The following is a 21,499-nucleotide window of genomic DNA, read 5'->3' on the forward strand; positions in this document are numbered from 1 at the left end:
TCATGCGCAGTCGCCTTTTCAGTGTTTTGTCCTGTTTGCTACTTACCGCCACTGCCGCTCAATCCGCCCAGGCGGTGGACCTGTCCACCCAACGCCAGTATTACGATGAAGCCAAGCGCGCGCTGGCCAAGGGCGATACCGGCCCGTACTTCCGCTACAGTCAGGCGCTGGCCGATTATCCGCTGGAACCTTACCTGGCTTACGACGAACTGACCGCGCGCCTGAAAACCGCGAGCAACGCCGAGATCGAGAAGTTTCTCGCCGAGCACGGTGACTTGCCCCAGGCCAACTGGATGAAGCTGCGCTGGTTGCGCTGGCTCGCCGACCGTGGCGACTGGGCGACTTTCGTCAAATACTACGACCCGAAACTCAACTTCACTGAACTGGACTGCCTGAATGCGCAGTACCAGATCACCCATGACAAAAAAGCCGAAGGTTACGCCAACGCGGACAAACTCTGGCTGACCGGCAAATCACAACCCGCCGCGTGCGACGCGCTGTTCGGCATCTGGGCGGCCGATGGCCAGCTCACCGAGCAGAAACGCTGGGAGCGCACCAAGCTCGCCGCTCAGACGCGCAACTATCCGCTGGCCAACAGTCTGGTCAACGGCCTGACCACCCTCGCCCCGCGCGGCCGTTTACTGGTGGATGTGGCGCAAAAGCCGGAACTGCTCAATCAGCCTTCACGCTTCACCCCGGCCGACGAGCCGATGTCCGATGTGGTCAGCCTTGGCCTGCGCCGCCTCGCTCGTCAGGATCCGGACAAGGCCATGGCGCTGCTCGACGGTTATGCCAGCAGCATGCATTTCTCCCGCGATGAAAAAGTTGCGATCGCCCGGGAGATCGGACTGACTCTCGCCCGGCGTTTCGACAGCCGCGCGCTGGATGTGATGACCAAGTACGACCCGGAACTACGCGACAACACTGTCTCGGAATGGCGTTTGCGCCTGCTCTTGCGTCTGGCCCGTTGGGATGACGCCTATCAGTTGACCCGCCGTCTGCCGCAGGATCTGGCCACCACCAACCGCTGGCGCTACTGGCAGGCGCGCAGTCTGGAACTGGCCCAGCCGCAAAACCCGGAAGCACAGACACTGTACAAAGGCCTCGCCCGGGAACGTGATTTCTACGGCTTCCTTGCCGCCGACCGCTCGCAATCGCCCTACTCGCTGAACAACAAGCCGCTGGTTCTCAGCCAGGCGCTGATCAACAAGGTGCGCAACACCCCAGGCGTGCGCCGCGCGCTGGAGTTCCATGCTCGCGGGCAGATCGTCGACGGTCGCCGCGAGTGGTATCACGTCAGCCGCCATTTCAATCGCGATGAAATGGTTGCCCAGGCGAAACTCGCTTACGACCTGAAATGGTATTTCCCGGCGATTCGCACCATCAGTCAGGCGCAGTACTGGGACGATCTGGATATCCGATTCCCGATGGCCCACCGCGAAACCCTCGTGCGTGAAGCCAAGGTACGTGGTCTGCATTCGAGCTGGGTGTTTGCCATCACCCGTCAGGAAAGCGCTTTCATGGACGACGCGCGCTCCGGCGTTGGCGCCAGCGGCCTGATGCAGTTGATGCCCGGCACCGCCAAGGAAACCGCGCGCAAGTTCAGCATCCCGCTGGCCTCGCCGCAGCAAGTGCTCGATCCAGACAAGAACATTCAACTCGGCGCCGCTTACCTGAGTCAGGTGCACAGCCAGTTCAATGGCAACCGCGTCCTCGCCTCCGCCGCCTACAACGCCGGCCCCGGCCGTGTGCGCCAATGGCTGCGCGGCGCTGATCACCTGAGTTTTGACGTCTGGGTGGAAAGCATCCCGTTCGATGAAACCCGTCAGTACGTGCAGAACGTGTTGTCGTACTCGGTGATCTACGGCCAGAAGCTCAACTCGCCACAGCCGCTGGTGGATTGGCATGAGCGGTATTTTGACGATCAGTGATCACGCGACTGACGCCGAGTAACAAAAAATGCCCGTATCGCGAGATACGGGCATTTTTATTGAGCTGTCGGCTGCAGACTTAACACTTCAACTTTTTAACCATCATTTTGCCAAGTTGAGTAAGCCGATATTTCTGGGTTGGACTCCTGGGTGATTGAGGATCGGTCATTTCGATCATTCCAGCGGTTAGGGCCGGCTTGAGATAGTTGGATCTGAACGTAGCCTTGTGGACCAGGCTCATCTCTGCCATCAGATCACTGATCCTCAGAGAACGGGGTCCCAGCGTTAACAATAATCTCGCTACTAGGTCGGTTACTGAGTCGGCTACTAGGTCGCTTGCTGACTCATTAGCGATGGCTTCAAGCAACGAAACATTTAGCGCATGCAGCATGTACTCGACAAAAGGCGTTGATTCTCCCTGCTGATCAGAAGCAGACAAGGCAGAGTAATAGGCATCCTGCTCCTCTCGAATAACCGCTTCGACCGGCAAATACGCCAGGACCGGGCGCCATTGGCTCAATATCAATGTTTGCCACAGCCGTCCCATTCGCCCGTTTCCATCAGCAAACGGATGGATGAACTCAAACTCATAATGGAATACGCAACTGATGATCAGCGGATGCCATTCAGAGCGCACAAGCCATGCCAACAAGTCATCCATCAGCGGTGATATGCGGCTCGGAGGCGGCGCCATATGAACCAGTTGTTCTCCGCGATAAATTCCCACACCCGCTCGACGAAAGTGCCCGCACTCGTCAATTAGCCCATGCATCAACAACTCATGCGCGTGAAGCAGGTTAGCCCTGTTGTCAGGCTGCCAGTGCGGCATGGTTTCATACGCTGCAAATGCATTGCGCACTTCTTGAATTTCCTTGGGCAAACCTAAAACCCGTTGCCCGGCGAGCACTGCGGTTACCTGCTCGACGCTCAATGTATTGTTTTCGATTGCCAAAGAGGCCTGAATCGTACGGATACGATTGCCTCGGCGCAGATGAGGCGTCTGCCGACTGTCGCCCCCAGCCGAAAGCTGACCGATTTGCTCGCTGATTTCGGCGATCAACGCAATCATTCGTGTGGTTAGGGTCAACGGCGGTTGGTAACGGCTCATGTCCTCATCCAGGCATTCCAAACAGGCCGCCATAATGCCCGATACGAGCAGTGTCCATCAGACTTGATCAACCGTTACTTTTCCATCATTGAACTGCAACGCCGCCAACCGCGCATACAGCGGATTGCTGGCAATCAGTTCCTGATGAGTACCAATGGCGACAAGCTTGCCCTGATCCATCACCGCAATCCGGTCAGCGTTTTTCACAGTGGCGAGTCGATGCGCGATCACCAGCGTGGTGCGGTTCTGCATCAGACTCGGCAGCGCTTCCTGAATCAAGTGTTCGCTCTGCGCATCGAGGGCGCTGGTGGCTTCGTCCAGCAGCAGGATCGGTGCGTCGACCAGCAACGCCCGAGCGATCGCCAGACGTTGGCGCTGGCCACCGGAAAGACCGAGACCGCCATCACCCAGATGGGTCTGGTAACCGTTGGGCATTTTCTCGATGAAGTCGTGGGCGTGAGCAATTTTTGCCGCTTCCTTGACTTGCTCCAGCGTCGCCCCCGGATTGCCGTAACGAATATTCTCTTCGACGCTGCCGAAAAACAGCGCCGGCGACTGTGACACCAAGGCAAAGTGGCGGCGCAAATCCAGCGGATCGAGGCTGGTCAGCGGCACGCCATCAATCAGGATCCGCCCTTCCACCGGGTCATAAAAACGCAATAGCAAATCGTACACCGTGGACTTGCCGGCGCCGGATGGCCCCACCAGCGCCAGCGTCTCACCGGCCCGGATGGTCAGGTTCAAGCCGTTGACGGCATAGCTTTCAGGCCGCGACGGATAGGAAAAACGTACTTCCTGCAGTTGCAGTTCGCCCCGCACGCGCTGCGGCAGGGTCACCAGCCCGGTAGTGGGCGGCTGAATGATATTTTCCGAACCCAACAGCTCAGCGATGCGCTCGGCGGCACCCGCCGCGCGTTGCAGTTCGCCGATGACCTCGCTCAACGTGCCTATCGCACTGCCGACAATCAGGCTGTAAAAAACAAACGCGGCCAGTTCGCCACCGGTGATGCGCCCGGCGATCACGTCCATGCCGCCGACCCACAACATCACTGCCACCGCGCCGAGCACCAGCACGATCACCATGGTGATCATCCACGAGCGCTGAAAGATGCGTTTGCGCGCCGTGTCGAAGGCGTCTTCAACCGTTGTCGCAAAACGGTGCTCATCCTGAACCTGATGGTTGTAGGCCTGCACGGTTTTGATCTGACCAAGGGTTTCCGAGACATAGCTGCCGATATCGGCGACCCGGTCCTGGCTCAGCCGTGACAGATTGCGCACGCGCCGGCCGAAAATCAGGATCGGGGCAACCACAAACGGCAAGGCGATCACCACGATGCTGGTGAGTTTTGCGTTGGTGACAAACAGCAGGATGACGCCGCCGATAACCATCAGCAGGTTGCGCAGGAACATCGACAGCGACGAGCCGATCACCGATTGCAGCAGCGTTGTATCGGCCGTCAGCCGCGACTGGATTTCCGAACTGCGGTTGTTCTCGTAAAAGCCGGGGTGCAGATAGACCAGATGGTTGAATACCTCACGGCGGATATCGGCCACGCAACGCTCGCCGATCCACGACACCCAGTAAAACCGCGCGAACGTGCCGACCGCCAGACCCAGCACCATCAGCATGAAGATGCCGATGCTCTGGTTGAGCTGGTGCGGCGACTGAGTCATGAAGCCGCGGTCGACCAACAGTTTGATCCCCTGCCCCATCGACAACGTAACGGCGGCGGTGACGATCAACGCTAGCAGCGCAGCGATGACCTGCCAGCGGTAAGGGGCCAGAAATCGACTGGTCAGACGCAGGGCGCGCCGGTGCCTGGAAGAAAGCTTCGGGGTCATTCAGGTACACATCCGTGTTGATGAAAGGGCTAGCGTAAACCTTCTTGCGGCGGAACTCTGTAAATCACAATGAGTCAGGTTAAATATGCCCCCAAAGACTAGGCCATAGTTACTATTGGTCTAAAGTCCCGGTTGAGACGAGCGGTCGTTTCTGTTTGAGTGGAGATGCCCCCACTGACAGACCGCAGGGAGTTGTCACAGCCCGGTCACGTGGCGGTTTTACCCTAGGCGCACAACCTGATGAGGAGACAGGCCATGTCCTTGCAACACAGCAGCGAAGACAAGATTGAAGTGATCCGCACCAAGCCCGGCCAATCTCTGGGTTGCTCGATACTGGACAAGGATGGGCGTGAAGTACCGATCACTGAAGAAATGATCCAGCAAGCGTGCAGCGAACTGGAGAAGCGATTGGTCAAGCCTGCCGAACAAGAGTGATATAGCCACCGTCTTCATGACCCGGTCCTTTTGACCGGGTTTTTTCTGTCTGCAGATCAGGTATTTGTGGCGCGGCCTTCGCGAGCAAGCTCGCTCCCACATGGACCTCTGAAGATCTCCTGTGGGAGCGAGCCTGCTCGCGAAAGGGCCGACCCGGTTTCTAGACGGCCACCGCCCCCAGCGCCGCCACGATCTTCGCCAAAGCCGGCGAATCCCCTTCAACCCGCACCTTCAGTCCTTCAATCTCGCGTCGCACCGGATACTGCTTGCGCAACACATCGAACGCCGCCCGCTGCTCACCGACATTACCTACAAGGCTGCGGCGAAAGTCCGCGTCATCACGGCGCGGGTCGTACACGCCTCGGCACAACATCGCCAGCGCCCAGGCCGGATCGCTGTCAGCATGCAGGGTCACTTCAGACAACCACGGTGCCGGCAAAAGATCACTGAGTTGAATAACTGCCGGTTGGCCGCTGAATTCGCAATACGCCTGATAAATCTGCGCCGTTCCGCGCTGTTTACCGTCGAGGCTGTAACCGGCAATGTGCGGCGTGGCCAATACGCAGAGCTCGGCCAGCGCCGCGTCAACCTCAGGCTCGGCCTCCCAGACGTCGAGAATGGCTTGCAGGTCTTCACGCTCCAGTAGCACTTCGCGCAGGGCAAGGTTATCCACCACTGGACCACGCGCCGCGTTGATCAACCACGCACCGGGCTTGAGCTGCTGCAAACGCTGCTGATCAAACAGATGCCAGGTCGCGACGGCACCGCTGCGGGTCAACGGCGTGTGCAGACTGATCACGTCGCACTGCTCGATGATCTGTTCCAGGCTGACATAATCGCCCCCTTCGGCAGCCTGACGCGGCGGATCGCAGACTTTGACGTTCCAGCCCAGGCCCTTCAGGACCTTGATCAGGCGCCCGCCTACCTCGCCGGCACCAACGACACCGTAAGTCCGTTGAGTGAGATCGACACCTTCGATTTCGGCAAGCGTCATCAGACTGCCCAGCACGTAATCGACCACGCCCCGAGCGTTACAGCCAGGCGCACTGGACCAGGTAATGCCGGCCTCACTGAAGTACTCGAGATCCAGATGATCCGTCCCGATGGTGCAGGTGCCGACAAAGCGCACCTTGCTGCCCTCAAGCAACGCGCGGTTGACGTTGGTCACCGAACGTACGAGCAAAACGTCAGCCTGCTCGACCGTCGCACGGTCGATGGAACGGCCTGGCACCCGGCGGATCTCGCCGAAACCGGCAAAAAAGGCATCGAGCAGCGGGATATTTTCGTCGGCAACAATCAGCATGGCGGGCTCCTTTGGCGGATCGGCAGTTTAGGTGCAGATCGGTCGCCGGGCCAGCAGGGTTTGCGCTTACAAATCCGCAACAGAGGATTTTTCCTGACCAAGGCGTCAGCGGCGTAGAATGCGGCGCCTTGCGCATCAACACCTGTGGACGCTTTGCCCGTGAATTCTGTAACTGATCAACCTGTCGCCGTCTCCCTCACCCGCCCCGCGCGTATTCGCCTGGAGTTCAAGAACCTGCTCGCCCTGGCGTTGCCGATCATCATCGCGCAACTGGCGACCACGGCCATGGGCTTCGTCGACGCCGTCATGGCCGGGCGCGTCGGGCCAAAGGATCTGGCGGCCGTTGCCTTGGGCAACTCGATCTGGGTGCCGGTATTCCTGTTGATGACCGGCACGCTGCTGGCAACTACGCCGAAAGTCGCCCAGCGTTTTGGCGCTGGCACTCACAGCGAAATCGGCCCGCTCGTCCGTCAGGCATTGTGGCTGGCACTGGTGGTCGGGCTGATTGCGACGGCGATGCTGGTCGCCGCCGAGCCGGTGCTGCACCTGATGAAGGTTGATCCCGAGCTGATCGGCCCGTGCATGCAATACCTGCATGGCATCGCCAGCGGCCTGCCGGCGGTGGCGTTCTATCACGTGCTGCGCTGCACCAGTGACGGCATCGGTCGCACGCGTCCGGCAATGGTATTGGGCCTGTGCGGTCTGGCACTGAACATTCCGCTGAACTACGTCTTCATCTATGGCCACTTCGGTGTGCCGGCGATGGGCGGCGTCGGCTGCGGTTGGGCCACGGCCATCGTGATGTGGGTGATGGCGCTGGGTCTGGCCGGTTATGAGCGCTGGGCGCCGGCCTATCGTTCGAGCGAAATTTTCAGCCGCTTCGACTGGCCGCAATGGGCGGTGATCAAGCGACTGCTGGCGATCGGCCTACCGATCGGCATCGCGGTGTTTGCCGAGTCGAGCATTTTTGCCGTGATCGCCCTGCTGATCGGCAGCCTCGGCGCCACTGTAGTGGCCGGGCACCAGATTGCGCTCAACGTCAGCTCGCTGGTGTTCATGATTCCGTACTCGCTGGGCATGGCCGTTACCGTGCGCGTCGGTCAGGCGCTGGGCCGCGAAGAACCACGCGAGGCACGGTTTGCCGCGGGCGTCGGCATGGGCACCGCGCTGGCTTACGCCTGCCTGTCGGCAAGCATGATGCTGTTGCTGCGCGAGCCGATTGCGGCGATCTACACCGCTGACCCGACGGTGATTCACATCGCGGCGATGCTGATCGTGTATTCGGCGCTGTTCCAGTTTTCCGATGCGATTCAGGTGACCGCCGCCGGCGCACTGCGTGGCTATCAGGACACTCGGGTGACGATGATCCTGACCCTTTTCGCCTATTGGGGCATTGGTTTGCCGGTGGGCTATGCCCTCGGTCTGACTGACTGGCTCGGCGAACCACGCGGCCCGAGCGGTTTGTGGCAGGGTCTGATCGTTGGCTTGAGCTGTGCGGCGTTGATGCTGTCGATTCGCCTGACGCGCAGTGCGCGCAAACGTATTCGGATCAGTCGTTCGGCGGGCTAAACCCTGACGCAGGACAAAAAATGTGGGAGCCAGCCTGCTGGCGAATGCGGTGTGTCAGTCGCCATTAATAGTGACTGAGATACCGCTTTCGCGAGCAGGCTCGCTCCCACATTTGGTTTTGCGTTCGCCTGGGATTCAGGCGTTCTTTTTGCGAATCCAGTACAGGTAGGTACCGGCCTCTTCGTGCTGGCTCACCAGTTCATGGTCGAGAAACACGCAGAATTTGGGGATATCGCGTTTGGTCGACGGGTCGGTGGCGATCACCTTGAGCAGGCCGCCGGGCGCCAGGTCACGGATGTGCTGGTGCAGCATCATCACCGGCTCCGGGCAATTGAGACCGGTGGCGTCGAGCGTGCCGTCGACCGGGGTATCGATCATTTCACTCATGATTCACTCCTGAAACTGGCCGGCATTGTCGCCCATTGCCGGGTATTCGGTCATCTGTGGCGTTACGCCACACCCCCTGTGGGAGCGAGCCTGCTCGCGAAGGCGTCGTATCAGCCAACATCATTGCTGGATCGGATTGCGCTTTCGCGAGCAGGCTCGCTCCCACAGGGTTTTGTGTTGTGTCAGCGCGATTTGGGCTTCTTGATGTCATGCCGACGCAGGTGGCAGGTCACTTCCTCACGATCGTGATACAGCTGTTTGCAGCCGATATCGACCTTGATCCCGCGCGCCTTGAAACCATCGGCGATACGTTCGAGCAAACGCTTCACCTCGGCGTAACGCTGCTTCATCGGCAGTTTCAGATTGACCACTGCTTCGCGGCAATGCCCCTCGCCGATCCACTCTTCGAGCATCGCGGCGTTGCGCGCCGGTTTCTCGACGATGTCGCAGACCATCCAGTCCACCGGTTGCTTGGGCTTGAAGGTGAAACCGTCGGCCATCAAGTGCTGCACCAGACCGGTATCCATCAGGCTTTCGGCCATCGGGCCGTTGTCGATGGCGGTCACCAGCATGCCGCGGTTGACCAGTTGCCAGGTCCAGCCGCCCGGTGCGGCGCCGAGGTCAACGCCGGTCATGTCGCTGTGCAGGCGATCTTCCCACTGATCACGCGGGATAAAGTGGTGCCACGCCTCTTCCAGCTTCAGCGTCGAGCGGCTTGGCGCTTCACGCGGGAACTTCAGGCGCGGAATGCCCATCGGCCACATCGCCGAGTTACCGGCGTCCGCCATCCCCAGAAACACTTCACGACCACTTTTGAAGGTCAGCAACAGACGCGGCTTGCTGGCGTCCTCCACCAGTTTGCCGGCGCCGGTCAGCGCCTTGCGCAACGGGCCTTCGAATTTCTTGCAGAAGTTCGACAGTTCCTTGCCGTCGTTGGTGTCGACGACTTCCAGCCACAGGCTGCCGCACACCGGAAAATCGGCCATGTGCGCGAGGATCACGCTGATGCGATCGTTTTCCGGCAGATCGATAAATACGCCGCGCGCCCACTGACGCGGGAAGATCAGTTCGGCAAAGCGCTGCCCGCGCATCAGGCGCTCGGCGCCGTCTTCTTCGGTGCAGACAAACTCGGCGCACGCAGTGGCGGCTTTGGCCTTGGCGTAGCCGGCCACATTGAGTTGCGCAGCGAGGTCGGAAATTTCCGAACAGACTTCGCCTTCGAAGCCGGGCCGGCAATGCATGAATAGGGTGTTCATTCTTACTCCTGGGCAGCGGGCGATCATTCGGCCGCTGCGCGATGCTCAGGCCTTGCGTTGAAGCAAAGCCTGTCACGAAAACCGGCGCATGATAGCCGATGTCGGAACCTTGGACTTGCCCATAGAGTCCAGTTATTAGCCAGCTACCTAAAACAGGGCTAGGTTTAAAGCTCTATTCGTCCCCCGATCCGTAGCCGTGCGGATTCAAAGGAGTGATTGTAATGCCGTCCCTCGATAGCCTGAAAACGCTCAAAACCCTGCAAATCGACGACAAGACCTACCACTATTTCAGTTTGCCGGATGCCGCCAAGAGCCTGGGCGATCTCGACAAGCTGCCAATGTCGCTGAAAGTCCTGCTGGAAAACCTGCTGCGCTGGGAAGATGAAAAAACTGTCACCGGCGCCGATCTCAAGGCGCTTGCCGCGTGGCTCAAGGAGCGTCGCTCCGATCGCGAAATTCAGTACCGCCCTGCCCGGGTATTGATGCAAGACTTTACCGGCGTGCCCGCCGTGGTCGACCTTGCCGCCATGCGTGCGGCGATGGCCAAGGCCGGCGGCGATCCGCAGCGAATCAATCCATTGTCACCGGTGGATCTGGTGATCGACCACTCGGTAATGGTCGACAAGTTCGCCACCGCCAGCGCGTTCGAGCAGAACGTCGACATCGAAATGCAGCGCAACGGCGAACGTTACGCCTTCCTCCGTTGGGGCCAGAGCGCCTTCGACAATTTCAGCGTGGTGCCGCCGGGCACCGGGATCTGCCACCAGGTCAACCTCGAATACCTCGGGCGCACCGTGTGGACCAAGGATGAGGACGGCCGCACCTATGCCTTTCCCGACACCTTGGTCGGCACCGACTCGCACACCACCATGATCAACGGCCTCGGCGTTCTTGGCTGGGGCGTCGGCGGGATCGAGGCGGAAGCGGCGATGCTCGGGCAACCGGTGTCGATGCTGATTCCGGAGGTGATCGGTTTCAAACTGACCGGCAAGCTCAAGGAAGGCATTACCGCCACTGACTTGGTGCTGACTGTCACGCAAATGCTGCGCAAGAAAGGCGTGGTCGGCAAATTCGTCGAGTTCTACGGTGACGGCCTCGCCGATCTGCCGCTCGCCGACCGCGCGACCATCGCCAACATGGCTCCGGAATATGGCGCGACGTGCGGCTTCTTCCCGGTTGACGACGTGACTTTGGAATATCTGCGCCTGTCCGGGCGGCCGCCGCAAGTGGTCAAACTGGTCGAGGCCTACACCAAGGCTCAAGGCTTGTGGCGTCTGCCCGGTCAGGAACCGGTCTTCACCGACAGCCTGGCGCTGGACATGGGCAGCGTCGAAGCGAGTCTGGCCGGACCGAAACGTCCACAGGATCGCGTCTCGCTGCCGAATGTACCGCAAGCCTTCAGCGACTTCATCGACTTGCAATTCAAACCCACCAGTAAAGAAGAAGGACGCCTGGAAAGTGAGGGCGGCGGCGGTGTCGCGGTGGGCAATGCCGATCTGGTCGGCGAAACCGAATACGAATACGAAGGCCAAACCTATCGCCTGAAAAACGGTGCGGTGGTTATTGCTGCGATCACTTCGTGCACCAACACCTCTAACCCGAGCGTAATGATGGCCGCCGGGTTGCTGGCGAAGAAAGCCGTGGAGAAAGGCCTGACGCGTAAACCGTGGGTGAAGAGCTCGCTGGCACCGGGTTCAAAAGTGGTTACCGACTACTACAAGGCAGCGGGATTGACGCAATACCTCGACCAGCTCGGGTTTTCCCTGGTCGGCTATGGCTGCACCACCTGCATCGGCAACTCCGGGCCGCTGCCCGAGCCGATCGAGAAAGCCATCCAGAAAGCCGACCTGACCGTGGCGTCGGTGCTGTCCGGCAACCGCAACTTCGAAGGCCGCGTGCATCCACTGGTGAAAACCAACTGGCTGGCCTCGCCACCGCTGGTCGTCGCCTATGCTCTGGCCGGCAGCGTGCGCAGCGATATCAGCAGCGAACCGCTGGGCGAGGACAAACAAGGTAATCCGGTATACCTGCGCGATATCTGGCCATCGAGCAAAGAGATCGCCGATGCGGTCAGTCAGGTCAACACGGCGATGTTCCACAAGGAATACGCCGAGGTGTTTGCCGGTGATGAACAATGGCAGGCCATTGAGGTGCCGCAAGCGGCGACGTATGTGTGGCAGGATGATTCGACTTACATTCAACATCCGCCGTTTTTCGATGATATTTCCGGCCCGCTGCCGGAAATCAAGGACGTCAAAGGTGCGCGGGTATTGGCCCTGCTCGGTGATTCAGTCACAACCGACCACATCTCCCCTGCCGGTAACATCAAGGCTGACAGCCCGGCCGGGCGTTATCTGCGCGAAAAAGGCGTCGAGCCAAGGGACTTCAACTCCTACGGCTCACGGCGTGGCAATCATGAAGTGATGATGCGCGGCACCTTCGCCAATATCCGCATTCGTAACGAAATGCTTGGCGGCGAAGAAGGTGGCAACACGATCTACATTCCCACCGGCGAGAAACTGGCGATCTACGATGCGGCGATGAAGTATCAGGCTTCGGGCACGCCATTGGTGGTGATTGCCGGGCAAGAATACGGCACCGGTTCCAGTCGCGACTGGGCGGCCAAAGGCACCAATTTACTGGGCGTGAAAGCGGTGATCGCTGAAAGCTTCGAGCGAATTCACCGTTCCAACCTGGTGGGCATGGGCGTGTTGCCGCTGCAATTCAAGCTTGATCAGAACCGCAAGAGTCTCAACCTGACGGGCAAGGAAACCTTTGAAATCCAGGGTTTGACCGGCGTCGAGCTGACACCGCGGATGAACCTGCCCCTGGTAATCACCCGTGAGGACGGGCGTCAGGAGAAAATCGAGGTGTTGTGCCGCATCGATACGTTGAACGAGGTTGAATACTTCAAGTCGGGCGGGATTTTGCATTACGTCCTGCGCCAGTTGATCGCCTCGTAACGCACATACCAATGTAGGAGCTGCCGCAGGCTGCGATCTTTTGATCTTGCTGTTAAAAGCCAAAGTCAAAAGATCGCAGCCTGCGGCAGCTCCTACATACAGGCGAAAAAAAACCCGCCGAAGCGGGTTTTTCCCAAGACCATTATCGACTCCCTGTCGGCAGCGATCCTTGCAAATGGTCGATCATCCGTGATCCTGAAACACTCCCTGTGTCTCAGTTGATGTGTGTAGATTACGCAGTGGATCCAATCGGCAATAGTCGTAAAAGCTACCAGTGCGTGTAAGACATTCGCCATAGCAACCCTTCCGAAAACCCTTAGCCCTGTCAGGCATCAAGCATCGAAGCCGCAATCTGCGCGACTTTCAGCTGCCCTGAAGCTTGTTCCAGCGCGTCATCCTCCAGAAACCACGCAGCGGACAAACCGGCAAACGCCAGCACCCATTGCAGCAGCCTCCGCCGATCCAGTCCGGCAGCCTCGACAATCACAGCCAGCTGCCGACGAAAGCGTTGGGGATCGGTGGCTGTCGGCAAGTCCGGGTTGCAAATCAGGTTGGCGTAGTCAAAACCGCGCTCGCCCCTGACTCGTTTCGGATCAATAGCCAGCCAGCCGCGCGATTCGAAATCCAGCACATTGTCGTGATGCATGTCGCCGTGCAGCACTACGACATCCAGTGGATCGGCGAGCAGGGCTTCGGCGGTTTGCAGGCTCAGGGTATAGAGGCCGCCATGTCGGGCCGCTGCGATGCGCAGCGACGCAAACCATGGCCCCAGCTCCAACAGCGGCGGTGGCTGTGTCGGACGCGGCGCATGCAATCGCGACAGCGCCGAACAGAGAATCCGGCTTGCCTCGTCGTCTTCGCCATTCAGCGCCATGTGCATCAGCGAGCGTCGGCCCATGGCACGCTCCATCAACAGGCCATCCTCGTGGTGCGCCAACACTTGCGCAGCGCCGTCACCCTCCCACCAGGTCATCAATCGATTGCCGTGTTTCTCATCGACATCCAGCGCCACCTTGAGCATGGCCGGCTTGTCGTTCAGGCGTACCGGCAGCAGTCGGCTGCCAAGCGTGATAATCGGTGCGCCGTCCGTCACTAATGACCAGCGTTGCAGCCACGGCTGGAAAAGATCAGCCGCCATCACGCTCCCTGGCTTTGGCGCTCTCGGCAAGAAACTGTTCGAGTCGGCTCAACTGTTCTTCCCAGCCACGGCTGTCCATGTAATACGCCTCTTTCTGGCGAATGTCGGGAATGTGCGCGAAGCCTGATTCAGACACCTTGAGCAACGTTCCCTCCTCGAAATCCTGCAGCTCGAACCTGACCAGCGTGGTCGGCTCCTGGGAATAGTCGATTTTCGGGTTCACCGCATACGGATGCCAGCGAAACGAAAACAACTGCTGCGGCTCGACCCGCTCGATCAGCACATTCCACAACACATGTTCATAACCCGGATACGTGACCTGCCCTTGCGTCCATTCACCGGCAATAAACCGCCGACCTTCCAGCGCCACACCAAACCACTGGCCAAACGCCTCGGCATCGACCAATGCACGCCAGACATGCGAACGCGGCGCCTTGAGCGTGATCTTGCGTTCGAAACTATTGGGTACTGGTTTCATACGTCACCTCCTGTTCTGAACACTAGGCCTGTATGACCACATGTCCAATGTGAAGTTGTATCAGAGCGGTGCAGTCATTCATCAGCAAGGAAACATCAAGCTGCAGTTTTCTGACCGCTGCAGTGATGGATCCAGCCCCCCTTCGCCCAACGAAACTGTTACCTTTTCCAGCGAATTTGAATCAACAAGGACGAATCATGCCGCCATCCCTCGCCGAACGTTACCGCGGTGCCCTGCTTGGTCTGGCATGCGGCGACGCTGTCGGTACTACGGTTGAGTTCAAACCACGGGGATCATTCCAACCGTTGACCGATATGGTCGGCGGTGGCCCGTTCCACCTCAAGCCAGGGCAGTGGACCGATGACACCTCAATGGCGCTGTGTCTGGCGGAAAGCTTGCTGAACAAAAATGGATTCAATGCCGCTGATCAGATGGGCCGCTACCTCAACTGGTGGCAATGGGGCTATCTCAGCTCGACCGGTGAGTGTTTCGATATCGGCATGACCGTCAGTCAGGCGCTGGCGCAATATCAACAAACCGCTGATCCCTTCGCCGGCTCGACCGACCCGTACAGCGCCGGTAACGGCTCGCTGATGCGTCTGGTGCCGGTGGTGCTGTTCTACTTTCCCGACGCCCGGAAAATCCAGAGCTTCGCCGCCGACAGTTCGCGAACCACCCACGCAGCACCTGAAGCCATCGAATGCTGCCAATTGCTGGCCGGGTTGATCGCCTGCGCGCTTGAAGGCGCGAGCAAAGCAGAACTGCGTCAGCTGCCACGTGCCAGCTTCTCGCAACCCAAGGTTGCTTCCATTGAGCGTGGCGATTTCCTCGGTCTGTCCGAGGCAGACATCAAAGGTAGTGGCTACAGCGTGCAGTCGCTGGAAGCGGCGTTGTGGTGCTTTCACCACACGGACAGCTTCGAAGCGGCCATTTTGCGCGCGGCCAACCTGGGCGATGACGCCGATACCACCGCCGCGATCACCGGCCAATTGGCCGGCGCCTATTACGGCGTGCGGGGGATTCCTGAACACTGGCTGGAAAAGCTGCACGACGTTGAAGAGATTGCGGCGACCGCCGACCGTTTGCTCGCGGCTTCCCGAATGCGCGCGCCTGAATAAGCGCGACGCAGCCGCTACACTGCTCGGCACTTACTTTGATACAGCGAGATTTGACTATGTCCCCACGCCTGCTTCTGGCCCTGACACCCTTCCTGTTCACTCCCCTCGCCCACGCTGCCGTCGACTGCGCCAATGCCAGCGACCAGGCGACAATGAATCAGTGTGCCGGGCAGGACTTCAAAGCGGCGGACAAGGAGTTGAACGCGGTTTATCAGCAGATCACCGGACGTTTGAAGGACAACCCGGATGGCAAGAAGCTGTTGGTCAGTGCGCAACGGGCGTGGCTGGGGTTTCGGGATGCCGAGTGCAAGTTTTCATCGTCCGGGGTAACGGGCGGGAGCGTTTATCCGTGGGTTTACAGCAGTTGCCTGACCGGCGTGACCAAGGTCCGGGTTGAGGCGCTGAAACAGTATTTGAAGTGTGAAGAAGGTGACATGAGCTGCCCGGTGCCCGGGGCCTGATTTTTGCCGCGGTTTTGAGGGATCTTTCGCGAGCAGGCTCGCTCCCACATTGGAACGCATTTCAAATGTGGGTCAACGCCCGTGCAATGCGTTGCGCGTGATCATGTTCTGCTCAGGCCGATACGACTCGGCCCTGTGCACACTCGCGCACACGACAGGAGCACCACTGCGCAAACTTTCCTCAAGCACATGCCGTAGCCGCAACAATCCCTCACGTTGCATCGCCAGGTTGGCCTCGATCTGGCGTATCTCATCCATACGGATATCGATTTGCTCGATGGTCAGCGATTTCGAACAACTGCCATCCTGCAAGAACAGACCGCGAATGGTCTCGAGAGAAAAACCAAGCCGTTGCGCGTCGCGCACCAGTATCAATCGTGCAACAGCTGCCTCGGCGTAGTGGCGATATCCATTGGCGTCACGGGTAGAAGGCTCCAGTAACCCTTGTTCCTCGTAATAGCGAATGGCCGAAGCGGCAACACCGGTGCGCTTGGAAACTTCTCCAATCTTCATAAAAACTGCTTGACCTTCAAGTTGGCTTTAATCGTTAGCATAAGCCCAGGCTCAGCACGACAGCCAGTCGTTATTGACCCACCTGAACATCTTTCACCTTTACGGAATTTGATGATGAGCACACTGACAGACCTGCTGAAATGGCGCTACGCAACGAAAAAGTACGACCCTTCCCGGACGGTGTCCGATGAAAAAATCGAGCGCATTCTGGAAGCGGTGCGGTTAACGCCGACATCAAGTGGACTGCAGCCTTTTGAATTGCTCGTAGTGACTAACGCAGAGATTCGCGAAAAGATCAAAGCCGTCAGCTGGAATCAGCAGCAGGTTACCGACTGCTCTCATTTGCTGGTGTTCGCCGCGTGGGACGACATCACTGCGGAGCGAGTCAACATGATGTTTGACCTGACCAATGAAGTACGCGGGACGGTTAACGAAGGATGGGAAAATTACCGTCAGATGCTCTTGGGTATTGTCGCGGGACGTGGCAAGGAAGCCAATTATCAGGCGGCTGCGCGACAGGCTTACATCGGTTTGGGCTCAGCTTTGATCGCCGCAGCGTTTGAAGAAGTCGATGCCACACCGATGGAAGGTTTCGACCCGGCAGCCATCGATGAGATCCTCGGGCTCTCGGCTCGCAACTTGCGCAGTGTGGTGATTCTGCCGTTGGGGCATAGAGCCACTGAGGGAGACTGGTTGGTCAACCTGAAAAAGGTGCGCCGCTCGCGGGAAAACTTTGTTACCGAGATCAAGTAACCCCGGTAAGAGCGGGCGACTGAAGCATGCCTCTAGCGTGTGTGCCCGCTCTAATCAATCCCTGAACCCCTCATCGATACCAGCGGCCACCGAGTGGATCGTTTCCCTCCTCTGCGCTCGACTTGTTTTGAATTCGAGAGCAAATCGACATTGAAATCCCCCCAGATCGATGGAACAGGGGTTCACTCTGTGGCCCCCGCACTCGATTCCACCTGTGTTCTTAACAAAACAAGAACAATTTATTATTGCCATTCGATAATTTAACATCGAGAATTAGTCATTCCCAATGGCACCGCAAGGATTTTTCATGAGTACTCGTAACAACGGATTGGCACTGCAGCGCATGCATTGGGTCGGATTACTGGCAGCGATTCTTGTCTGGGTTTTAGGGGTGACCGAGGTCAGTGGCAACGCATCGATCTGGTTCTTCAAAACGGATGAAATGCTCGCGGCTCTGCTTTACGCCTTTGCTGAAAACTCACCGCAATTGCTTGACCCGTTTGTCGAAGGCGCACTACTTGCGCCCGACACATGGCTCTCACCACTGGTCACCGCGCTGCTCATCTCTTTGGATTTCCTGCCCGTTCTGCTCTCGACTTACGTGCTCTGGCTGACAGGCCTGTTTTTCCTGCGCTTGTCCCGCGGTGAAACCTGGACCGAGCGCAATATCAGGGTTCTTTGGCGAGTGGGGATTCTGTGCATCATTTCTCCTGCAACCTACCCGCTGGTAGAGACCTTGCAAGGTTTGACGCTGTCTATCGATCTGCCCCCTGGGGAGCGCATCTTTCAGTTCTCGATTGGCCTGTCTTCCTCGTCGGCCTACGAGATCATCAAAGGGGTTTTGCTCTGTTTGTTTTCAATTATCATGCGTGACGCAAAAGTACTCAGCGATGAGCAAAGTCAATACATATAGAACAAGACAATGACCATTATCGTCCGCCTTGACGTTGTCATGGCCACGCAAAAAATTCGCTCGAAAGAGTTAGCTGCGCTGCTGGGCATTACCGAGGCCAACCTGTCGTTACTGAAAAATGGCAAGGTCAAGGGCGTGAAGATGGCCACCCTGGACAAACTCTGCGCCGCACTCGATTGCCAGCCTGGCGATCTGCTGGAATACCAGAAAGACTGAGCCTTGCGCATAAACGCGAGTTAATTACCGCCAGTCCCCACCGTTTACCTTTTATTCAATCCTTGGTTGTAAGGCGACTTTGTCATGACCCGGTTTTTACTTTGCGCGCTGTTGTTGCTGACAGCGTTGATCAGCGGCTGCGCGACACAATTGGACGTAGCGTTAAATGCGACACCTGATCCGGACTATCAATTTGATCGAAAGGCAACTGTGCTTGTGACATCAGCAGGCGGCAGCGACGAAAACTCTCTGAATGCCCGCTACTATCTTCGCGACATGGTTAACGCGCTGAAAGACCGGGGCTACCGGGAGGTCTACACCGACGCCAGCCTGCCAAAGAACCATGCGCCGATAAACATGACGGTCAGCCTCGATATTGGCAGTCGACAGGTGACTTATCGTTATACCGCCACCGAGTATGGGCACGTGCCGACCAGCACCTCTACCGTGTGCAAGAACAGCAAGAAAAAGGACGACCGACTGACCTGCACCAGTACACCCAACACGACCTACGGCCCGATAGGTACCTCGGAGCGAACAGGTTACACCACGCTCAGTACATTCAATGCCACGGCCCGGGATGAAGCCAGCAAACGCACGGTCTACCTGCTTCGGGCCTCGTCCTATAACGATGACTGCCAGTCCGCCAAGGTCGAAGCGTTTCTGGTGGAGCAAGGTTTGCAGAACCTGAGCTTTGAGGAGCGCGTACAGCGTAACTACAGCGTCACGATGCCCGAGGGTTACAGCTGCAAATAGGCTTTGCAGGACAACTCACAGCCTCGGCTCAAGCAGCATGAGCCGAGGCTGTGAACCATTAAACGTGCGGGTCACCCGGCGCCTTGGTCGGCGCCGCATATTGCGGCTTGAGATGGCCGTCCTGATCAAGCAGCCAGGCGTCCATGATCTGCCGCACCACGGGACCGGCGACACGACCACCGGCCTCACCGTTTTCGATCATCACCGAAATCGCGATCTTCGGATGCTCGGCCGGGGCGAAACCGACAAACAAGGCGTTATCGCGGTGCCGTTCGAGGGTTTTCTCACGGTTGTAGCGTTCGCCCTGCTTGATCGCCACCACTTGCGCCGTACCACTCTTGCCAGCGATGCGATATTGCGCACCGGCCGCTGCCGCGCGGGCGATGCCTCGGGCATCGTGCATCACCATCTGCATGCCGTGGTTGACCTGCTCCCAGTCACGCGGATCCTTGAGCAGAATGTTCGGCATCGGATGCTCGTCAACCGGAGCGACACCGTCGACGGTCTTGGCCAGGTGCGGACGATTCCATACGCCTTTGTTGGCGATCAACGCCGTGGCTTGAGCCAGTTGCAACGGCGTGACCTGCATATAGCCCTGACCAATGCCGAGGATGACCGTTTCGCCCGGGAACCAGGCCTGGCGGCGCGTTGCGCGCTTCCACGCTTGCGATGGCATCAGACCGGGCGACTCTTCAAACATGTCCAGCGAGACTTTCTCGCCGAGGCCGAACATGGCCATGTAATCGTGCAGTCGATCGATGCCGAGCTTATGGGCCAGATCGTAGAAGTAGGTGTCGTTGGAACGCATGATCGCCGCGTCCATGTCCACCCAGCCGTCACCGCTGTGGTTCCAGTTGCGGTACTTGTGATCGAAGTCCGGGAGTTGGTAATAACCGGGGTCGAAAACGCGGGTCTGCGGCGTCACGACACCGGCGTCGAGGCCGGCAATTGCCACTTCTGGCTTGATCGTCGAACCTGGCGCGTAGAGCCCGCGCAGTACGCGGTTGAACAGCGGACGGTCGATCGAGTCTCGCAGTGCCGAATATTCTTTGGAGCTGATGCCAGTGACGAACAGATTCGGATCAAAACTCGGATTGCTGACCATGGCCAACACTTCACCGGTCGAAGGATCGAGCGCGACCACTGAACCACGACGATCACCCAGAGCGGCTTCGGCCGCCTCTTGCAGCTTGATGTCGAGGCTCAGGACGATGTTCTGGCCGGGGACCGGGTCTGTGTGTTTCAAAACACGGAGTACGCGACCTTGAGCGTTGGTTTCCACTTCTTCGTAACCGACGTGGCCGTGTAACTGCGCTTCATAGAAACGCTCGATACCGGTTTTACCGATGGATTGGGTACCACGGTACTCGACCGAGTCTAGGCTCTTGGATTCTTTCTCGTTGATCCGGCCGACGTAGCCGATCGAGTGGGCGAAATGTGCGCCGAGTGGGTAATGGCGGACGAACTGCGGCTCGACATCGAGGCCCGGGAGACGGAACTCGTTTACGGCCAGTACGGCGATTTGCTCTTCCGTCAGTTCATAGAACAGCGTCACCGGCGTGAATGGGTGGCGGGACTGCTTCATGGCCTTGTCGAAGACGGTGTGATCTTCTGCTGGCAGGTGCAGAAGGTTGATGACTTCGTCCAGTTCTTGATTGACGTCGGTGGCGCGTTCGCGGGTGATGGTCAGGTTGAAACTGGGGCGGTTATCGGCGAGCAGCACGCCATTGCGGTCGTAGATCAAGCCGCGTGTCGGCGGGATCGGCAAGACGTGGACGCGGTTGTTTTCGGAGATGGTCGAGTGGTAGTCGAACTCCACCACTTGCAGGATGTACAGGCGCACGACCAGGGCGCAGCTGACGGCGAAGACGAACATGGCGCAGGCGATCAACCGTTTGTTGACCAGACGCGTCTCTTTTTCGTGATCCTTGATCGGGATGGGTTCAGGCATTTCTACAGCAACTCTTTAACATAAATGAGTGCCGATCCGTGGGCATGACATCAGTCCGTTAAAAAACGAGCTGCACCATACCAAAAACTGCCCGGTCACTTCAGAAGGAATTTCCCCAATGGCGATTTCTTGCGACGGTTGGGACAGCGTTGTCCCGCGAACACTTTCCTGCGGGCAAAACAAAACCCCAACTGCTTTCGCAATTGGGGTTTCGGAATTTAATCTTGACGATGACCTACTCTCACATGGGGAAACCCCACACTACCATCGGCGATGCATCGTTTCACTGCTGAGTTCGGGATGGGATCAGGTGGTTCCAACGCTCTATGGTCGTCAAGAAATTCGGGTACTGAGTCGTGGCCTTGTGGCCTCGCTTCAGCAAATTGGGTATGTGACAGCTTTCGGTGT

Annotated in this window: 19 protein-coding genes and 1 rRNA gene; 10 read left to right on the forward strand and 10 right to left on the reverse strand. The window is 58.4% G+C overall.

Annotation, left to right across the window (positions count from 1 at the left end; genetic code table 11):
* Positions 1-2: 2 nt before the first annotated feature.
* On the forward strand, positions 3-1,931 hold the full coding sequence (locus tag AB4N44_RS07935; RefSeq protein ID WP_127929158.1) for a transglycosylase SLT domain-containing protein: 1,929 nt from the start codon (positions 3-5) through the stop codon (positions 1,929-1,931).
* Positions 1,932-2,010: 79 nt separating this feature from the next.
* Here the strand turns inward: AB4N44_RS07935 and AB4N44_RS07940 are convergent, their stop codons facing one another.
* On the reverse strand, positions 2,011-3,039 hold the full coding sequence (locus tag AB4N44_RS07940; RefSeq protein WP_460109392.1) for a Fic family protein: 1,029 nt from the start codon (positions 3,037-3,039) through the stop codon (positions 2,011-2,013).
* A gap of 57 nt (positions 3,040-3,096) precedes the next feature.
* Positions 3,097-4,881 (reverse strand): ABC transporter transmembrane domain-containing protein, encoded by a 1,785-nt coding sequence (locus AB4N44_RS07945; protein ID WP_460109389.1) that lies wholly within the window; start codon positions 4,879-4,881, stop codon positions 3,097-3,099.
* A 255-nt stretch (positions 4,882-5,136) separates the two neighbouring features.
* Here AB4N44_RS07945 and AB4N44_RS07950 point away from each other — a divergent pair, with 255 nt between their 5' ends.
* Positions 5,137-5,316 (forward strand): PA1571 family protein, encoded by a 180-nt coding sequence (locus AB4N44_RS07950; RefSeq protein ID WP_038369402.1) that lies wholly within the window; start codon positions 5,137-5,139, stop codon positions 5,314-5,316.
* Between the two features lie 160 nt (positions 5,317-5,476).
* On the opposite strand, the gene pdxB is transcribed toward AB4N44_RS07950, so the two are convergent.
* Entirely contained in the window at positions 5,477-6,619 is a 1,143-nt protein-coding gene (gene pdxB / locus AB4N44_RS07955) for a 4-phosphoerythronate dehydrogenase PdxB (protein ID WP_460109386.1), read from the reverse strand.
* A 159-nt stretch (positions 6,620-6,778) separates the two neighbouring features.
* Here pdxB and AB4N44_RS07960 point away from each other — a divergent pair, with 159 nt between their 5' ends.
* Positions 6,779-8,188, forward strand: a complete 1,410-nt coding sequence (locus tag AB4N44_RS07960) for an MATE family efflux transporter (protein ID WP_127929161.1) — start codon at positions 6,779-6,781, stop codon at positions 8,186-8,188.
* Positions 8,189-8,323: 135 nt separating this feature from the next.
* Here AB4N44_RS07960 and tusA read toward each other — a convergent pair whose 3' ends face one another.
* Positions 8,324-8,575: a sulfurtransferase TusA gene (tusA, locus tag AB4N44_RS07965; RefSeq protein WP_127929162.1), complete on the reverse strand. Its 252-nt coding sequence runs from the start codon at positions 8,573-8,575 to the stop codon at positions 8,324-8,326.
* A gap of 182 nt (positions 8,576-8,757) precedes the next feature.
* On the reverse strand, positions 8,758-9,831 hold the full coding sequence (gene rlmM / locus AB4N44_RS07970) for a 23S rRNA (cytidine(2498)-2'-O)-methyltransferase RlmM (protein WP_127929163.1): 1,074 nt from the start codon (positions 9,829-9,831) through the stop codon (positions 8,758-8,760).
* A 221-nt stretch (positions 9,832-10,052) separates the two neighbouring features.
* On the opposite strand from rlmM, the gene acnA reads away from it, so the two are divergent.
* Complete coding sequence (gene acnA, locus AB4N44_RS07975; protein ID WP_455806933.1) at positions 10,053-12,794, forward strand: aconitate hydratase AcnA; 2,742 nt, start codon at positions 10,053-10,055, stop codon at positions 12,792-12,794.
* A gap of 325 nt (positions 12,795-13,119) precedes the next feature.
* On the opposite strand, the gene AB4N44_RS07980 is transcribed toward acnA, so the two are convergent.
* Complete coding sequence (locus tag AB4N44_RS07980) at positions 13,120-13,932, reverse strand: aminoglycoside phosphotransferase family protein (RefSeq protein WP_177413872.1); 813 nt, start codon at positions 13,930-13,932, stop codon at positions 13,120-13,122.
* Positions 13,922-14,410 (reverse strand): SRPBCC family protein, encoded by a 489-nt coding sequence (locus AB4N44_RS07985; protein ID WP_127929166.1) that lies wholly within the window; start codon positions 14,408-14,410, stop codon positions 13,922-13,924. Before AB4N44_RS07985 ends, AB4N44_RS07980 begins: the two co-directional genes overlap by 11 nt.
* A 197-nt stretch (positions 14,411-14,607) precedes the next feature.
* On the opposite strand from AB4N44_RS07985, the gene AB4N44_RS07990 reads away from it, so the two are divergent.
* Both AB4N44_RS07990 and AB4N44_RS07995 read left to right on the forward strand, forming a co-directional pair.
* Complete coding sequence (locus AB4N44_RS07990) at positions 14,608-15,528, forward strand: ADP-ribosylglycohydrolase family protein (RefSeq protein ID WP_460109382.1); 921 nt, start codon at positions 14,608-14,610, stop codon at positions 15,526-15,528.
* Positions 15,529-15,584: 56 nt separating this feature from the next.
* Positions 15,585-15,989 (forward strand): lysozyme inhibitor LprI family protein, encoded by a 405-nt coding sequence (locus AB4N44_RS07995; RefSeq protein ID WP_016983718.1) that lies wholly within the window; start codon positions 15,585-15,587, stop codon positions 15,987-15,989.
* 72 nt (positions 15,990-16,061) lie between these two features.
* Here AB4N44_RS07995 and AB4N44_RS08000 read toward each other — a convergent pair whose 3' ends face one another.
* Positions 16,062-16,502 carry a MerR family transcriptional regulator gene (locus AB4N44_RS08000; protein WP_150776640.1) on the reverse strand — a complete coding sequence of 147 codons (441 nt, stop codon included), beginning with the start codon at positions 16,500-16,502 and terminating at the stop codon, positions 16,062-16,064.
* A gap of 111 nt (positions 16,503-16,613) precedes the next feature.
* Here AB4N44_RS08000 and AB4N44_RS08005 point away from each other — a divergent pair, with 111 nt between their 5' ends.
* From AB4N44_RS08005 to AB4N44_RS08020, 4 genes are all read left to right on the forward strand, one after another.
* Positions 16,614-17,255 (forward strand): NAD(P)H-dependent oxidoreductase, encoded by a 642-nt coding sequence (locus tag AB4N44_RS08005; protein ID WP_224794702.1) that lies wholly within the window; start codon positions 16,614-16,616, stop codon positions 17,253-17,255.
* 307 nt (positions 17,256-17,562) lie between these two features.
* Positions 17,563-18,168 (forward strand): hypothetical protein, encoded by a 606-nt coding sequence (locus AB4N44_RS08010; protein ID WP_460109379.1) that lies wholly within the window; start codon positions 17,563-17,565, stop codon positions 18,166-18,168.
* A 9-nt stretch (positions 18,169-18,177) separates the two neighbouring features.
* Complete coding sequence (locus AB4N44_RS08015) at positions 18,178-18,384, forward strand: helix-turn-helix domain-containing protein (protein WP_003226632.1); 207 nt, start codon at positions 18,178-18,180, stop codon at positions 18,382-18,384.
* Positions 18,385-18,468: 84 nt separating this feature from the next.
* Positions 18,469-19,140, forward strand: a complete 672-nt coding sequence (locus AB4N44_RS08020) for a hypothetical protein (protein WP_127929171.1) — start codon at positions 18,469-18,471, stop codon at positions 19,138-19,140.
* A 58-nt stretch (positions 19,141-19,198) separates the two neighbouring features.
* Here AB4N44_RS08020 and mrdA read toward each other — a convergent pair whose 3' ends face one another.
* Positions 19,199-21,091 carry a penicillin-binding protein 2 gene (gene mrdA, locus AB4N44_RS08025; RefSeq protein ID WP_150751306.1) on the reverse strand — a complete coding sequence of 631 codons (1,893 nt, stop codon included), beginning with the start codon at positions 21,089-21,091 and terminating at the stop codon, positions 19,199-19,201.
* A 222-nt stretch (positions 21,092-21,313) separates the two neighbouring features.
* Positions 21,314-21,429 (reverse strand): 5S ribosomal RNA (gene rrf / locus AB4N44_RS08030).
* Positions 21,430-21,499: the final 70 nt, after the last annotated feature.

This window comes from Pseudomonas sp. S3_C06 (genome assembly GCF_054667675.1).

What these genes read in the sequence shown, in the direction of transcription:
- AB4N44_RS07995 (WP_016983718.1), top strand. Translation starts at nt 15,585, where the DNA reads ATGTCCCCACGCCTGCTTCTGGCCCTGACACCCTTCCTGTTCACTCCC.
- pdxB (WP_460109386.1), bottom strand. Translation starts at nt 6,619, where the DNA reads ATGCTGATTGTTGCCGACGAAAATATCCCGCTGCTCGATGCCTTTTTT.
- AB4N44_RS07940 (WP_460109392.1), bottom strand. Translation starts at nt 3,039, where the DNA reads ATGAGCCGTTACCAACCGCCGTTGACCCTAACCACACGAATGATTGCG.
- AB4N44_RS08015 (WP_003226632.1), top strand. Translation starts at nt 18,178, where the DNA reads ATGACCATTATCGTCCGCCTTGACGTTGTCATGGCCACGCAAAAAATT.
- acnA (WP_455806933.1), top strand. Translation starts at nt 10,053, where the DNA reads ATGCCGTCCCTCGATAGCCTGAAAACGCTCAAAACCCTGCAAATCGAC.
- AB4N44_RS08000 (WP_150776640.1), bottom strand. Translation starts at nt 16,502, where the DNA reads ATGAAGATTGGAGAAGTTTCCAAGCGCACCGGTGTTGCCGCTTCGGCC.
- AB4N44_RS08020 (WP_127929171.1), top strand. Translation starts at nt 18,469, where the DNA reads ATGACCCGGTTTTTACTTTGCGCGCTGTTGTTGCTGACAGCGTTGATC.
- mrdA (WP_150751306.1), bottom strand. Translation starts at nt 21,091, where the DNA reads ATGCCTGAACCCATCCCGATCAAGGATCACGAAAAAGAGACGCGTCTG.
- AB4N44_RS08005 (WP_224794702.1), top strand. Translation starts at nt 16,614, where the DNA reads ATGATGAGCACACTGACAGACCTGCTGAAATGGCGCTACGCAACGAAA.
- rlmM (WP_127929163.1), bottom strand. Translation starts at nt 9,831, where the DNA reads ATGAACACCCTATTCATGCATTGCCGGCCCGGCTTCGAAGGCGAAGTC.
- AB4N44_RS07935 (WP_127929158.1), top strand. Translation starts at nt 3, where the DNA reads ATGCGCAGTCGCCTTTTCAGTGTTTTGTCCTGTTTGCTACTTACCGCC.
- AB4N44_RS07985 (WP_127929166.1), bottom strand. Translation starts at nt 14,410, where the DNA reads ATGAAACCAGTACCCAATAGTTTCGAACGCAAGATCACGCTCAAGGCG.
- AB4N44_RS07990 (WP_460109382.1), top strand. Translation starts at nt 14,608, where the DNA reads ATGCCGCCATCCCTCGCCGAACGTTACCGCGGTGCCCTGCTTGGTCTG.
- tusA (WP_127929162.1), bottom strand. Translation starts at nt 8,575, where the DNA reads ATGAGTGAAATGATCGATACCCCGGTCGACGGCACGCTCGACGCCACC.
- AB4N44_RS07950 (WP_038369402.1), top strand. Translation starts at nt 5,137, where the DNA reads ATGTCCTTGCAACACAGCAGCGAAGACAAGATTGAAGTGATCCGCACC.
- AB4N44_RS07980 (WP_177413872.1), bottom strand. Translation starts at nt 13,932, where the DNA reads ATGGCGGCTGATCTTTTCCAGCCGTGGCTGCAACGCTGGTCATTAGTG.
- AB4N44_RS07945 (WP_460109389.1), bottom strand. Translation starts at nt 4,881, where the DNA reads ATGACCCCGAAGCTTTCTTCCAGGCACCGGCGCGCCCTGCGTCTGACC.
- AB4N44_RS08010 (WP_460109379.1), top strand. Translation starts at nt 17,563, where the DNA reads ATGAGTACTCGTAACAACGGATTGGCACTGCAGCGCATGCATTGGGTC.